Origin of the sequence: Geminicoccus flavidas (assembly GCF_009806515.1) — a bacterium.
Lineage (GTDB): Bacteria > Pseudomonadota > Alphaproteobacteria > Geminicoccales > Geminicoccaceae > Geminicoccus > Geminicoccus flavidus.
This window is the reverse complement of sequence record NZ_WUJP01000246.1, coordinates 1-11,102: the sequence shown is the minus strand read 5'-3', so window position 1 is coordinate 11,102 and position 11,102 is coordinate 1. Positions and strand designations below refer to the sequence as shown.

At 69.9% G+C, this 11,102-nt stretch carries 11 protein-coding genes and 1 pseudogene; 5 read left to right on the top strand and 7 right to left on the bottom strand.

Features of this window, described 5'->3' with window-relative positions:
• The 4 genes from EQG76_RS06885 to EQG76_RS06870 form a co-directional block, all read right to left on the bottom strand.
• A partial coding sequence (locus tag EQG76_RS06885) for an ABC transporter permease (protein WP_159711833.1) occupies nucleotides 1-821 on the bottom strand: 821 nt, incomplete at its 3' end.
• Entirely contained in the window at nucleotides 818-1,768 is a 951-nt protein-coding gene (locus tag EQG76_RS06880; protein ID WP_159711831.1) for an ABC transporter permease, read from the bottom strand. The genes EQG76_RS06885 and EQG76_RS06880, both read right to left, overlap by 4 nt.
• A complete protein-coding gene (locus EQG76_RS06875; protein WP_159711829.1) occupies nucleotides 1,769-2,524 on the bottom strand; it encodes an ATP-binding cassette domain-containing protein in 756 nt (251 codons plus the stop codon).
• Entirely contained in the window at nucleotides 2,517-3,257 is a 741-nt protein-coding gene (locus tag EQG76_RS06870; protein ID WP_159711827.1) for an ATP-binding cassette domain-containing protein, read from the bottom strand. The genes EQG76_RS06875 and EQG76_RS06870 overlap by 8 nt, the downstream gene beginning before the upstream one ends.
• A gap of 154 nt (nucleotides 3,258-3,411) precedes the next feature.
• On the opposite strand from EQG76_RS06870, the gene EQG76_RS06865 reads away from it, so the two are divergent.
• Together EQG76_RS06865 and EQG76_RS06860 are read left to right on the top strand one after the other, a co-directional pair.
• Nucleotides 3,412-4,608 (top strand): substrate-binding domain-containing protein, encoded by a 1,197-nt coding sequence (locus tag EQG76_RS06865; protein ID WP_159711825.1) that lies wholly within the window; start codon nucleotides 3,412-3,414, stop codon nucleotides 4,606-4,608.
• Nucleotides 4,609-4,688: 80 nt separating this feature from the next.
• Nucleotides 4,689-5,813 (top strand): M24 family metallopeptidase, encoded by a 1,125-nt coding sequence (locus EQG76_RS06860; protein ID WP_159711823.1) that lies wholly within the window; start codon nucleotides 4,689-4,691, stop codon nucleotides 5,811-5,813.
• Nucleotides 5,814-5,842: 29 nt separating this feature from the next.
• Here EQG76_RS06860 and wbaP read toward each other — a convergent pair whose 3' ends face one another.
• Together wbaP and EQG76_RS06850 are read right to left on the bottom strand one after the other, a co-directional pair.
• Nucleotides 5,843-7,318: an undecaprenyl-phosphate galactose phosphotransferase WbaP gene (gene wbaP, locus EQG76_RS06855; protein WP_159711821.1), complete on the bottom strand. Its 1,476-nt coding sequence runs from the start codon at nucleotides 7,316-7,318 to the stop codon at nucleotides 5,843-5,845.
• A 124-nt stretch (nucleotides 7,319-7,442) separates the two neighbouring features.
• Nucleotides 7,443-8,546, bottom strand: coding sequence for a glycosyltransferase (locus EQG76_RS06850; RefSeq protein ID WP_159711819.1), 1,104 nt, complete (start codon nucleotides 8,544-8,546; stop codon nucleotides 7,443-7,445).
• 62 nt (nucleotides 8,547-8,608) lie between these two features.
• On the opposite strand from EQG76_RS06850, the gene EQG76_RS06845 reads away from it, so the two are divergent.
• Nucleotides 8,609-8,779, top strand: a complete 171-nt coding sequence (locus EQG76_RS06845) for a hypothetical protein (RefSeq protein WP_159711817.1) — start codon at nucleotides 8,609-8,611, stop codon at nucleotides 8,777-8,779.
• Between the two features lie 51 nt (nucleotides 8,780-8,830).
• Nucleotides 8,831-9,388 carry a glutathione peroxidase gene (locus EQG76_RS06840; RefSeq protein WP_235031237.1) on the top strand — a complete coding sequence of 186 codons (558 nt, stop codon included), beginning with the start codon at nucleotides 8,831-8,833 and terminating at the stop codon, nucleotides 9,386-9,388.
• Here the strand turns inward: EQG76_RS06840 and hutI are convergent.
• Nucleotides 9,359-10,594, bottom strand: coding sequence for an imidazolonepropionase (gene hutI, locus EQG76_RS06835; RefSeq protein ID WP_159711813.1), 1,236 nt, complete (start codon nucleotides 10,592-10,594; stop codon nucleotides 9,359-9,361). The two genes, EQG76_RS06840 and hutI, sit on opposite strands and share 30 nt — an antisense overlap.
• Before the next feature lie 69 nt (nucleotides 10,595-10,663).
• On the opposite strand from hutI, the pseudogene EQG76_RS06830 reads away from it, so the two are divergent.
• Nucleotides 10,664-11,102 (top strand): annotated as a pseudogene (locus EQG76_RS06830) (adenylate/guanylate cyclase domain-containing protein); the annotation flags it as partial.

Below are 11,102 nucleotides of genomic sequence, written 5' to 3'. Positions count from 1 at the left end.
GCACCGGCGATCGTGCCGAGATAGCCGCCCCGGCCGCCGATCAGCGTGGTGCCGCCGATCACCACGGCGGCGATGGTCTGGAATAGGTATGGCTCGCCTACTCGGGCATAGGCGGCACCGGAGAAGCCCAGCAGGAGGACGCCGGTGAGTGCGGCGAAGCCCGCGCTCAGCGCGAAGGTGATCGTCCAGGTGCGTACCGGATCGACCAGCGCCAGCCGGGCGGCGCGCGGGTTGCTGCCGAGCGCATAGAGCCGCCGGCCATACACGGTCCGGCCGAGCGCCAGGATCACCAGTGCCGCCAGGACCAGAAAGGCCGGGATCAGCCATGGCACCGGGATCGGCCCGATGCTGCCGCCGATCGAGACGAAGCTGGTGACATAGGAAGGCGCGGCACCGGTGGGGAAGCCCGCCGTCCATAGCTGGACGGCACCCTGCAGGGCTGTGCCGGTGCCGAGTGTCACGATCAGCGGGTGGATCGCCAAGCTGGCGGAGACCATGCCGTTGAACGCGCCGATCGCCATGGCCACCACCAGGACCAGGGGCAGCACCACCGCGAACGGCACGCCGTCGCCGTAGAGCTGCGCGGCGGTGACGTTGGCGAAGCCAATCACGAACGGGATCGAGAGGTCGATGCCGCCGATGATGATCACCAGCGTCTGGCCGATCGCGGCGATCGCCAGGAGCGTGGCCAGCACCAGCATGGCGCGGATGCCGAACATGGTGCCGAAGCCGCGGATCAGCGCCATGCCGATCAGGTGAATGGCCAGTGCCAGCAGCAGTGCCGCCACCGGGCGCGGGATCCGGGCGAGGGCGGCGCTCATGCATGCCTCCGGCGGCGCAGGAGCTGGCGCAGGCGGTCGGCGTTGAGCACCACCGCCACGGTCAGCACCGTGCCATAGACGATCTGCAGGACGAAGGTGGATACGTTGAAGAAGGTCAGGGCGGTCTGCAGCAGGAAGATGTCCGCCGCACCCAGCACGGCAGCGACCAGGCCGCCGCGCCCGCCGGCCAGGCTGACCCCGCCCAGCGCCACCGCAGAGATCGCGAGCAGCGTGTAGGTGCCGGCGATGTTCGGGTCGGCCGATCCGATCAGCCCGGTGAGGCACAGGCCGCCCACCGCGGCGACCAGCCCGGCCAGGACATAGGCCAGAAAGCGGACCAGGGTGACCGGGATGCCGGCCGTGTAGGCGGCGCGGTCATCGCTGCCCACGCACAGGAGCTGCTCGTAGAAGGGCAGCCGCTTGACCAGCAGCCAGAGCAGCGCCACCGCCGCCAGCGGCACGATCGAGGTCGGCCCGGCCAGCGCCTTGATCCAGCCGGGTACGGTTCCGGCCGGCGAGGGCACGATGGTGAGCGTGATGCCGGCATAGAACAGGGAGGTGCCCAGCGTGGCGACGATCGGCTGGATGCGCAGCACGGTGGCGAGCAGGCCATTCAGGGCACCCGACAGGAGGCCCAGCAGCAGGACCAGGGGCACGATCAGGAACGGGGATTCGATGCCCAGCCCTTCCACGAGCCAGCGCACCACTACCACGTTGACCAGGCCCATGAGTGGACCCACCGAGATGTCGATCCCGCCGCGCCCGGCCAGGATCGGCGGCATGGAGGCGATCGCGGCCAGGATGAGGCCGGAGGCCAGGCCGATCGTGACGCCCAGGCTGGCTGGCGCGAACCGCACCGGGTTCAGGGCGATGTTGACCGCCAGCAGGACGACGAACAGGCCGAGGGCCAAGCGAAGATAGGAGCGGCCGGCGAGCCAGCTAGGCATTCAGGCGGCCTCCTGGCCGAACATCGCGGCGATCACCCGGTCCATGGTCATGGTTTCGCGATCCAGCTCGGCAAACAGCCGGGCTTCGCGGAACACCAGCACGCGATGGCAGAGCTGGAGGATCTCCTCGATCTCGCTGGACAGGATCACGAGCGGGATGCCCTGGTCGGCGGCCAGCCTGCGGAAGACCTCGTAGAGCTTCATGCGCGTGCCGAGATCGACGCCGCGGGTAGGATCGTTCATCAGCATCACCCGGGGTTCGCGGGTGAGCCAGCGGGCCAGCAGCACCTTCTGCTGGTTGCCGCCGGACAGGGTGCCGATGGAGGCATGAGGCGAGCGGTAGACCATGGCGAGCTCGCGGGTGAAGTGGGCGAGCTTCTCCCGCAGCCGGGGGCGGTCGACGATGCCGAGGCGCTGATGATCGGGCAGGGCGGCGATCGCGAAATTGTCGAAAACCGACAGCCCGCCCAGCATGCCCGTGGTCCGCCGGTCGCGCGGCAGGTAGGCCAGCCCCTGCGCCGCAGCCTTCGCGAACTCCGTTACCTGGACGGCGCGGCCATCCTTGCCCTGCAGGCGGATCTCGCCGGCTTCTGGCCGGTTCAGGCCGCACAGCGCTTGGATGAACGCCTCCTGGCCGTGTCCCTCGAGTCCCGCCAGCCCGACGATCTCGCCCGGCCCGATCGCGAAGTCGATGGGTACGGCACCCGGTGCCAGCCGCACGCCGTGCGCCGTCAGGATCGCCTGCCCGTCAGTCATGGTGATGCACCGGGATGCGGGTGTCGGGCAGCATCAGGGCGAGCAGCCGGGCGCCGGTGATCTCTGCCCCGGCCAGCGTCTCCACCACCCGGCCGCTGCGCAGCACGGTGACCCGGTCGGACAGGCGGCGGACCTCGTCCATCCGGTGGGAGATGAAGATCACCAGCCGGCCTTGCGCGACGAAGCTCCGGACCGCATCGAACAACACGTCGCGATCGCCGAAGTCCAGGGCGGCGGTGACCTCGTCCAGGATCAGGATGCGCGGGTCGCGCACCAGCGCCCGCGCCAGCACGATCAGCTGCTGCTGGGCCAGGGCCGCCTCGCCGGCCGGCTGGTCGAGGTCCATTGGCGTGCGCGACACGGCGGCCAAGAGCTGGGCCGCCTTGTCCCGCCGTTCCGTCCGACTCAGCCGGTAGGTGAGCAGGCCGTCATAGCCCATGAAGATGTTCTCGAGCACGCTGCGCTCAGGCGCGAGCAAGACTTCCTGGAACACGGTGGCGATGCCGTGGCGCTGCGCGTCCGCCGGGCGGGCGAAGTGCAGTGGCTGGCCGTCCAGGCGGATCTCGCCGGCGGTGGGTGCCACCACGCCGGAGAGCAGCTTGACCAGCGTGCTCTTGCCCGACCCGTTCTCGCCCAGGATCGTGTGGACATGGCCAGGGGTGAAGGCGAGGTCCGCCTCGACCAGCGCCAGCGTCTCGCCATAGCGCTTGGTGACGCCGGACAGCGTCAGCATCGCCCACCCCCGCTTCTCGCCGTCGCTCTGCCTGGCTCCGGTCGCCCTTCCGGCCGTAACGGTTTGCGCTGGCCCGCGCAAGATCGCCCTGGTATCGTTTACATATGAAGAATGCCGCCCAGCAACGAGGCCGGCGAGGGGGAGCAGAAAGCACATGACGGCACATGGCGCGCGCCGCACCTGGCTTGCGGCATTAGGGGGATTGGCTGGACTGGCGCTCGTGACGGGCATGGCGGACGGTGCTGCGGCCCAGTCGCTGGCCGACCTGCCAGAGGAGCTGCAGGCCCTCTACACCGACGGCATCCCGGTGGGCCCGTCCGCCTATGACGAGTTCCAGATGCCGGCCAAGCCCTGGCGCTGGTGCCACTCCGAATCCTACATGGGCAACCCCTGGCGGGTCAGTGCCGCCAACGAGCTGAAGCGGCTCGTCGAGAACGCCAAGGCCCAGGGCCTGGTCTCCGAGTTCGAGATGTCGGATTCCAACGGCGACGTGACCCAGCAGATCGCCCAGGTCCGCGCCTTCATCGACAAGGGCTGCAGCGTCATCACGATGATCGCGGGCTCGTCCACGGCGCTCAACGACGTGATCGAGGCGGCCTACAAGGCCGGCATCCCGGTCGTGACCACCGCCAGCGCGGTCACCAGCCCCTACGCCCTGAATATCCAGCACAATCACAATGTCTGGGGCTACAACATGGGCAACGGTATCGCCGCCTACCTGAATGGCCCGGGCAACGTCCTGGAGGTCGAGGGCATCCCCGGCAGCCCGATCGTCGCCCAGGAGAATTCCGGCGGCGAGCGTGCCTTTGCCGAGCATCCCGACATCACCGTCCTCGGCCGGGTCAGCGGCAACTGGACGGCGAATGTCACCAAGAGCGTGGTGCTGCAGTTCCTGGCCACCAACCCGTCGCCCATCGACGCCGTCTGGACCACCGGCAGCGAGACCCGGGTGATCGCCGAGGCGTTCGAGGAGGCCGGCCGGCCGGTGCCGCTGATCACCGGCTCCATGTCCGGCGACGCGCTGGGCTACTGGAAGGAGCACCAGGACACGTTCAAGTTCTACGGCGGCGCCATCCTGCCGACGGTGGCCGCCCAGAATACCTATCGGGCCGCAACCAGGCTGCTCGAGGGTCAGCAGCCGATCGTGAACACGATCATTGTGCCGGTGCCGGAGATCAAGCAGGAGGATCTCGGCAAGTGGGCGGCACCCTGCATGACCGTCGAGTCCGGCTCGATCTTCCCGGTGCCCCCGGCCGACCCGATCAGCGAGACGATGATGGACGGCTACTTCCGCAAGGGCGCCGGCACACCCAGCTACGACTTCGCCAGCACGCCGGACCCGTGCGGCTGAGCAAGGTCTGACGGCGGCGGGAGCCTGGCCTCCAGCCGCAAGGCCGGCGAGGCTGCGGGAGAACAGACGGGAGAAGGGGGATGGACGAGCGGCTGCAGCGTACCGCTGCGGTGGTGACAGAGGCTGGGGCGGACTGGCTGGTCCTGACCGCGCCGGATGCGGTCGCCTATGCCACCGGCCATGTCGTGCCGATTGAGGCCGGACCCTCGCCCTTTGCCGGCGGTCCGACCCTCGCCCTGGTCGGCCGCGACGGCACGGCCGGCCTGGTCGTCGCCAATGTCGAGGCTGCTGCCGCGGCGCGTGCCTGGATCGACCAGACCGTCGTTTACGAAGGCTACGGCTTCGAGCAACCGGCTCCCTACCCGCAGAACTACCGGGCGGCGGTGGGCGAACTCGTGCGCCGGCTGGGCGTGCGGGGGCGGATCGCCGCCGATCCGGTGACCTTTCCCGCCCGGCTGGCCGAACTCTTGCCGGCTGATTCCCGGCTGGACGCCATGACGCCCCTTGCGCGGGTGCGGGCCACCAAGACCGCCGCGGAGCTCGTCGCCCTGCGGCGCTCGGCGGAAGCCGCGGCGGTGGGCCAGGCCGCGTTCGTCCGGGCATTGCGGCCTGGGCGCAGCGAGCTCGCCGTGTTCGCCGAGCTGCGCTGCGCCATCGAGGAGTTCGCCGGCGAGCGCGTGCCGATCACCGGCGACTTCATGTCCGGAATCGCCCGGACCGCCGGCTTCACCGCCTGGCCCAGCGCGCGGGTGATCGAGCCGGGCGACCCGGTGATGGCCGACTTGGCGCCCAGGATCGCCGGCTACTGGGGGGATTCCTGCCAGGTGACGGTGGCGGGCACGCCGCGCCCTGGCCATGAGCGCCTGTACCAGGCGTCCAAAGGTGCGCTGGACCTGGCCATGTCGCTCATCCGCCCGGGCCTGCGCATCGACCGGTTCGATGCCGAGATCCGCGCCTATATCGCCAAGGCGGGCTTCGCCTACCCGCACCATAGCGGGCATTCGATCGGCACCGCCGTCCACGAATTCCCGCGCCTGGTGCCCTACGAGACCAGCGCGTTCCAGGAGGACATGGTCGTACTGGTGGAGCCCGGCGCCTATGACCCCGAGATCGGCGGGGTGCGCTCGGAGTTCATGCTGCGGGTCACCGCCACCGGCTGCGAACCGCTGGCCCCATTCGACCAGGTGATGGCGGTCGCCGGCTGAGCATTGCCGGATCGGCCGGTAACCGGCGTTCAGTAGGCGCCGCGCCCCAGCACCACGATCGGGATGGTCTTGAGCAGGATGACCAGGTCGTACCACAGCGACCAGTTCTTCACGTACCAGCAGTCCAAGTGCACCCGGCGGCGATAGTCGACGTCGTTGCGGCCGCTGATCTGCCAGAGCCCGGTCAGGCCCGGCGTGCATTCGAAATAATAGGGCAGATTATCGCCGTAGCGGGCCAGTTCCTCCGACACGACCGGGCGCGGCCCCACCAGGCTCATGTCGCCGCGCAGCACGTTCCAGAGCTGCGGCAGCTCGTCCAGGCTGGTCTGGCGCAGGAAGCGGCCGATCGGGGTGATGCGCGGGTCGCTTTCCAGCTTGTGCCGTTCCTCCCATTCCCGCCGTCGGTCCGGGTCGCGCTCTAGCAGCTCGCGCAGCTTCTCCTCGGCGTCCGGCACCATGGTGCGGAACTTGTAGCAGGTGAACGGCTCGCCGCGCCGGCCGATCCGGCGATGGCCGAACACCACGCCCCGACCGGTGTCGCGCACCCTGAGCGCGATCCAGGCGAACAGCGGCGAGAGCACGACCAGCAGGATGCTGGCCATCACTAGGTCGAAGGCGCGCTTGACCCCGCGGTTCCAGGCACTGGCCAAGTTGTTGTGCAGGCGCAGCGCCAGCACGTCGTGGCTGAAGAAGTGGGTGACGCTGGCCGTCGCCACCGGCAGGCCGCGGATCGGCGACACGATGTCCACCGAGCGGGACGCCAGGGCAATCTGCTCGACCAGGCTGGTGTGCCGGTCGGCCTCGCCCAGCTCGAGTGCTATCACCACGTGCGGGGTGCCCAGCTCCGGCGGCAGCAGGCTCGGCCAGGGCAGGGTGTTGAGGACCGGGAGCTCCTCGTCCTCGACCTTGAGGTAGCGCGGTGCATCCGAGCCGGGCGGCACCAGGAAGGCGATCGGCTCGAAGCCCAGCATCGGCTCGGATTGGAGTGCCGCCGCGGCATCCACCGCGTTCGGGCCGATGCCGACGATCACGGTCGGCCGGCGCCAGGCGCCGAGTGCCATCAGTGCGTGCTTAGCGGCCATCCGGGTCAGCGGGATGGCGATCACCAGGAAGCCCCAGTTCGCCAGGAACCAGTGGCGCGACATCTCGGTGCGCGACAGGAACAGGCTGGCGGCGTCGATCAGCGCCATCACGCCCAGGACCGAGAGGACGTCGCCTACCTCCAGCCAGAACGGTCGTCGCCTGGCGTAATGGCCGAGCTTCCAGAAGGCGCCGACGGCGACCAAAGTGAGGGCCCCATAGATCCAGGGCCGCTCGTCGGCCGACATGTGGCCGAGCAGGACCGGCGGCAGGGCTTCCTCGACCGAATAATAGGCGACCGCCCAGCGGGTGCACCAGAAGGCAAGAGCGAACAGGCTGGCGTCGAGAAGCGGGAAGAACCAGGCTTCCCGAGCAGACCGGCGAGCACGTGCCGCGACTTCGAACCGTTCGAGCGTAGACGCCATACCGTTCATTCACCCGCCGGTACCGGGCCGCGGCGACGACCTTTGACACCGGTAGCAAGCATCGATGAAGGCTCTGTTAGAGCGCGCACGCCGTTGGCGCCAGCATTCTGAGCTGCCACGGCACCTAGAACAGCGGAGCCGTGGCGCGGTTGCATAGGCTTCGATAAAGCCCGGCATGCGCATCCACCATCCCGTCCAGGCGGGCGACCCGCGCCACCGCGCGGCGCGCCCGGCTCACCAGTTCTGCCGCGAAGGACGGATCGGCCAGGAGCCTCCCCAGATCCTGGGCGAAGCCGGAAACGTCGTGCGGGTCCGCGCGCAGGAGGCCGGACACGCCGTGCTCCACCAGTTCGGGCACCCCGCGCACTGCGGATGCCACGACCGGCACCCCCATCGCCATGGCTTCTGCCAGCGCCAGGGGCAGACCCTCCCAGAGCGAGGGCAGCACCAGGGCCGCTGCCCGACGGAGCTCCTCCAGGGCTTGGTCGCGTTGCACAGCACCGGTGATCCGCACCCGCTCCGCCACGCCCGCGGCACGGGCGCGGGCGCGAACGGCGTCCTCCAGCGGCCCGCCGCCGATCATGACCAGCCGCGCGTCCCGCAGCGCCGGATGGGCCAGGACGTCCACCGCGAGCAGCGGGTTCTTCTGCGGGACCAGCCGGCCCAAAAACGCGATCAACCCCGGCTCGGTGGGCCCAGGCGCGGGCAGGGCCGCCAGATCGAGGCCATTATGGATGACGCCGTCCTCCGGCCGGCCCGGGTCCAGCCGCCATCGCTCTGCCAGTTCGCGATCCGCCGCGCACACCCAGACGATCGCCGCGGCGCGGCTGCCGATCACTCGTTCCGCCAGCGCGCCGGCCAGCCTCTGCGGCCAGGGCTTGGTGGCAAAATGGTAGCCGTGCACCGTGTAGACGAAGGGCACGGACCGCAAAGCCCGGGCGACGGCCAGGCCCGCGCGCCCGCCATGGGCATGGACCAGATCGGGGCGAACCTCCTCGATCAGCCGGCGCAGCCGCCCCGGCGCGCTCCGGTCCAGCCGGGAGCACCACAGATCCAGCGGGCGGGCCGCCAACCCTGCGGTCGAGGCGGTCGTGAGCGCATAGCTGTCCGGCGCGCTCGCGACGATGTTCTCGATGTCGTGGCGGGCGCGCAGGCCCAGGCACAGGTCCAGCACCACGCTGGTGCCGCCGCCCGGCCGGCCATCCGCCACGATCTGAAAGACCCGCATCCCTTGTCCCCCGCCCCCTGGGAGCGGCATGGTGGGGCGGAGGTCAAGAGCCGGAGCACGGGATGGGGCTGGAACAGATCTTTCCGCTGATCGCGTCCCTGGCCCTGCTGGTCTGGCTGTCGCCCACCGTGTTCCGGATGAGCCCGCGGACCCGGGAGTTGACCAGCAAGGCGGCGCTGGGTCTGATCGGGCTGGGGATCGTGCTGGCGCTGGCCGCGTTCTTCATGGGCTAGGGCCAGGGAGGATCAGCGATGGACCGGCTTCTTCTTCGGATATTTCTGGCGGTGGCGCTGTTGGCGTGGCCGCTCATGGCCGGCACTGCCCGTGCCGCGGAAGAGAGTGCCTGGGACTTCGGCTTCCAGGCACTGGAAGGCAGCGACCTGCCGATGCGGCGCTTTGCCGGCCAGCCGGTGCTCCTGGTCAACACTGCCTCGATGTGCGGGTTCGCCTATCAGTTCGAGGGGCTGCAGCAGGCCTGGGCCGCCAACCGCGATGCCGGCCTGGTCGTGCTGGGCGTGCCGTCCGGCGACTTCGGCGACCAGGAATATGGCGAGAGTGGGCAGATCAAGCAGTTCTGCGAGGTGAACTTCTCGGTGGATTTCCCGATGACCGAGAAGGAGCATGTGCGCGGTCCCGAGGCGCACCCGCTCTATCGCTGGCTGCTGGCACGGTTGGGCCCCTCGGCGGAGCCGAAGTGGAACTTCCACAAGATCCTGATCGGCCGGGACGGCCAGCCGGTCGCGGCCTGGCCCAGCCGCACCGAGCCCGATGCCCCGGAGGTCCAGGCGGCCATCCAGGCGGCACTCGAAGGCTCAGGCGAGGCCAAGCCTGGCGGGAGCTGAGGCCCTGCCCGCCAGGATCCGCTCGGCCAGCAGCCCGCTGCCGAAGCCCATCCAGTAGCAGAGTTCGGCTGGCCGGCTGATCCGCCACAGGCAGAAGTCGGCGCGCTTGCCGACCTCCAGCGTGCCGCGATCGGCCGCCAGGCCCAGGGCCCGCGCGGCATGGGCGGTCATGCCGAGCAGGGCCTCGTAGGGCGTGAGACCGAACAGGACGCAGGCCAGGTTCATGGCGAGCAGCGGCGAGAGCAGGGGCGAACTGCCGGGATTGGCGTCGGTCGCGACCGCCATCGGCACGCCGTGGCTGCGGAACAGGTCGACCGGCGGACGCTGCTGCTCGCGCAGCAGGTAAAAGGCGCCCGGCAGCAGGACCGCGACAGTGCCGGCCGCGGCCATGGCCCGCACCCCCGCCTCACTCGTGTACTCTACGTGATCGCAGGAGAGCGCACCGTAACGCGCCGCCAGCGCCGCGCCGCCGCTGTCGGAGATCTGGTCGGCATGGAGCTTGACCGGCAGGCCCTTGGCCCTTGCCGCCTGGAACACCCGCTCGGTCTCCTCGGGAGAGAACGCGATCGTCTCGCAAAAGGCATCCACCGCGTCGGCCAAGCTCTCTTCCGCCACCCTGTCCAGCATCGGCCCGCAGACCAGGCTCACATAGGCGGCGCGGTCCAACTCGGCCGGGAAGGCGTGGGCGCCCAGGAAGCTGGTCGCCACCGAGACGCCGCCGTCCGCTCCGAGCGCGCGCGCCACCCGCAGCATCCTGAGCTCGGTCTCGATGTCGAGCCCGTAGCCCGACTTGATCTCGACCGTGGTCACCCCTTCGCCGATCAGGCGCTGGAGGCGGGCACGCGCCAGGTGGTGCAACTCCTCCTCCGGCGCGGCGCGGGTGCCGGCTACCGTGCGCCGGATCCCGCCGCCCCGCCTCGCGATCTCGGCATAGGGGACGCCTTCCAGCCGCTCCTCGAACTCGCCGCAGCGCTCGCCGGCGAACACCAGGTGGGTGTGGCAGTCGATCAGCCCCGGCAGAATCCAGCCGCCCGCACCGTCATGGATCTCCACGGCCTCGCCCGGCAACTGGGCGCGCGGTCCCAGCCAGGCGATCCTGTCGTCCCGCACCGCCAGGGCGCCGTCCCGGATCTCGCCACGGTCGGGTGCCCCCGGTACCATGGTGGCGAGCTGCACGTTTACCCATATCCGGTCGAAGCGTTCCATCTGCCGGCTCCGGCCGCTGCTCTCGGGAATGCTCCGTAGCAGGAAGTTCCAAGGCTGGCCAAACCGGGCGTGATCATGGGGGCGGACAAGCGGCGGATCGGCCTCGCGACCCTGCGCCTGTGGTCGGGCGCGTTCCTGTTCCTGTTCGCCACCACCCATCTGCTCAACCACGCGCTGGGGCTGGTCTCGCTCGATGCGATGGAAGCCGGCCGCGTGGTATTCGTCGCGTTCTGGCGTTCGCCGGTCGAACTCGTCCTGTTGGCGGCACTGCTGCTCCATCCGGCCACCGCGATCGTCCGGCTGTTCCAGCGGCGCACGCTCCGCCTGCCGCTCCTGGACTGGCTTCAGGTGGGCCTGGGCCTGCTCATCCCCTACTACCTGACCATTCACGTGCTGGGCACTGGCGTGCTGCACCAGGTCCAGGGGGCCACCGACAGCTACGCCTACCTGCTCAACCTGATCTGGCCGGGCGGGATGGAGCGACAGACCCTGCTGATGCTGGTGGTCT

Coding starts and splice junctions, on each gene's coding strand:
- EQG76_RS06880 (WP_159711831.1), bottom strand. CDS start 1,768: ATGCCTAGCTGGCTCGCCGGCCGCTCCTATCTTCGCTTGGCCCTCGGC.
- EQG76_RS06875 (WP_159711829.1), bottom strand. CDS start 2,524: ATGACTGACGGGCAGGCGATCCTGACGGCGCACGGCGTGCGGCTGGCA.
- EQG76_RS06870 (WP_159711827.1), bottom strand. CDS start 3,257: ATGCTGACGCTGTCCGGCGTCACCAAGCGCTATGGCGAGACGCTGGCG.
- EQG76_RS06865 (WP_159711825.1), top strand. CDS start 3,412: ATGACGGCACATGGCGCGCGCCGCACCTGGCTTGCGGCATTAGGGGGA.
- EQG76_RS06860 (WP_159711823.1), top strand. CDS start 4,689: ATGGACGAGCGGCTGCAGCGTACCGCTGCGGTGGTGACAGAGGCTGGG.
- wbaP (WP_159711821.1), bottom strand. CDS start 7,318: ATGGCGTCTACGCTCGAACGGTTCGAAGTCGCGGCACGTGCTCGCCGG.
- EQG76_RS06850 (WP_159711819.1), bottom strand. CDS start 8,546: ATGCGGGTCTTTCAGATCGTGGCGGATGGCCGGCCGGGCGGCGGCACC.
- EQG76_RS06845 (WP_159711817.1), top strand. CDS start 8,609: ATGGGGCTGGAACAGATCTTTCCGCTGATCGCGTCCCTGGCCCTGCTG.
- hutI (WP_159711813.1), bottom strand. CDS start 10,594: ATGGAACGCTTCGACCGGATATGGGTAAACGTGCAGCTCGCCACCATG.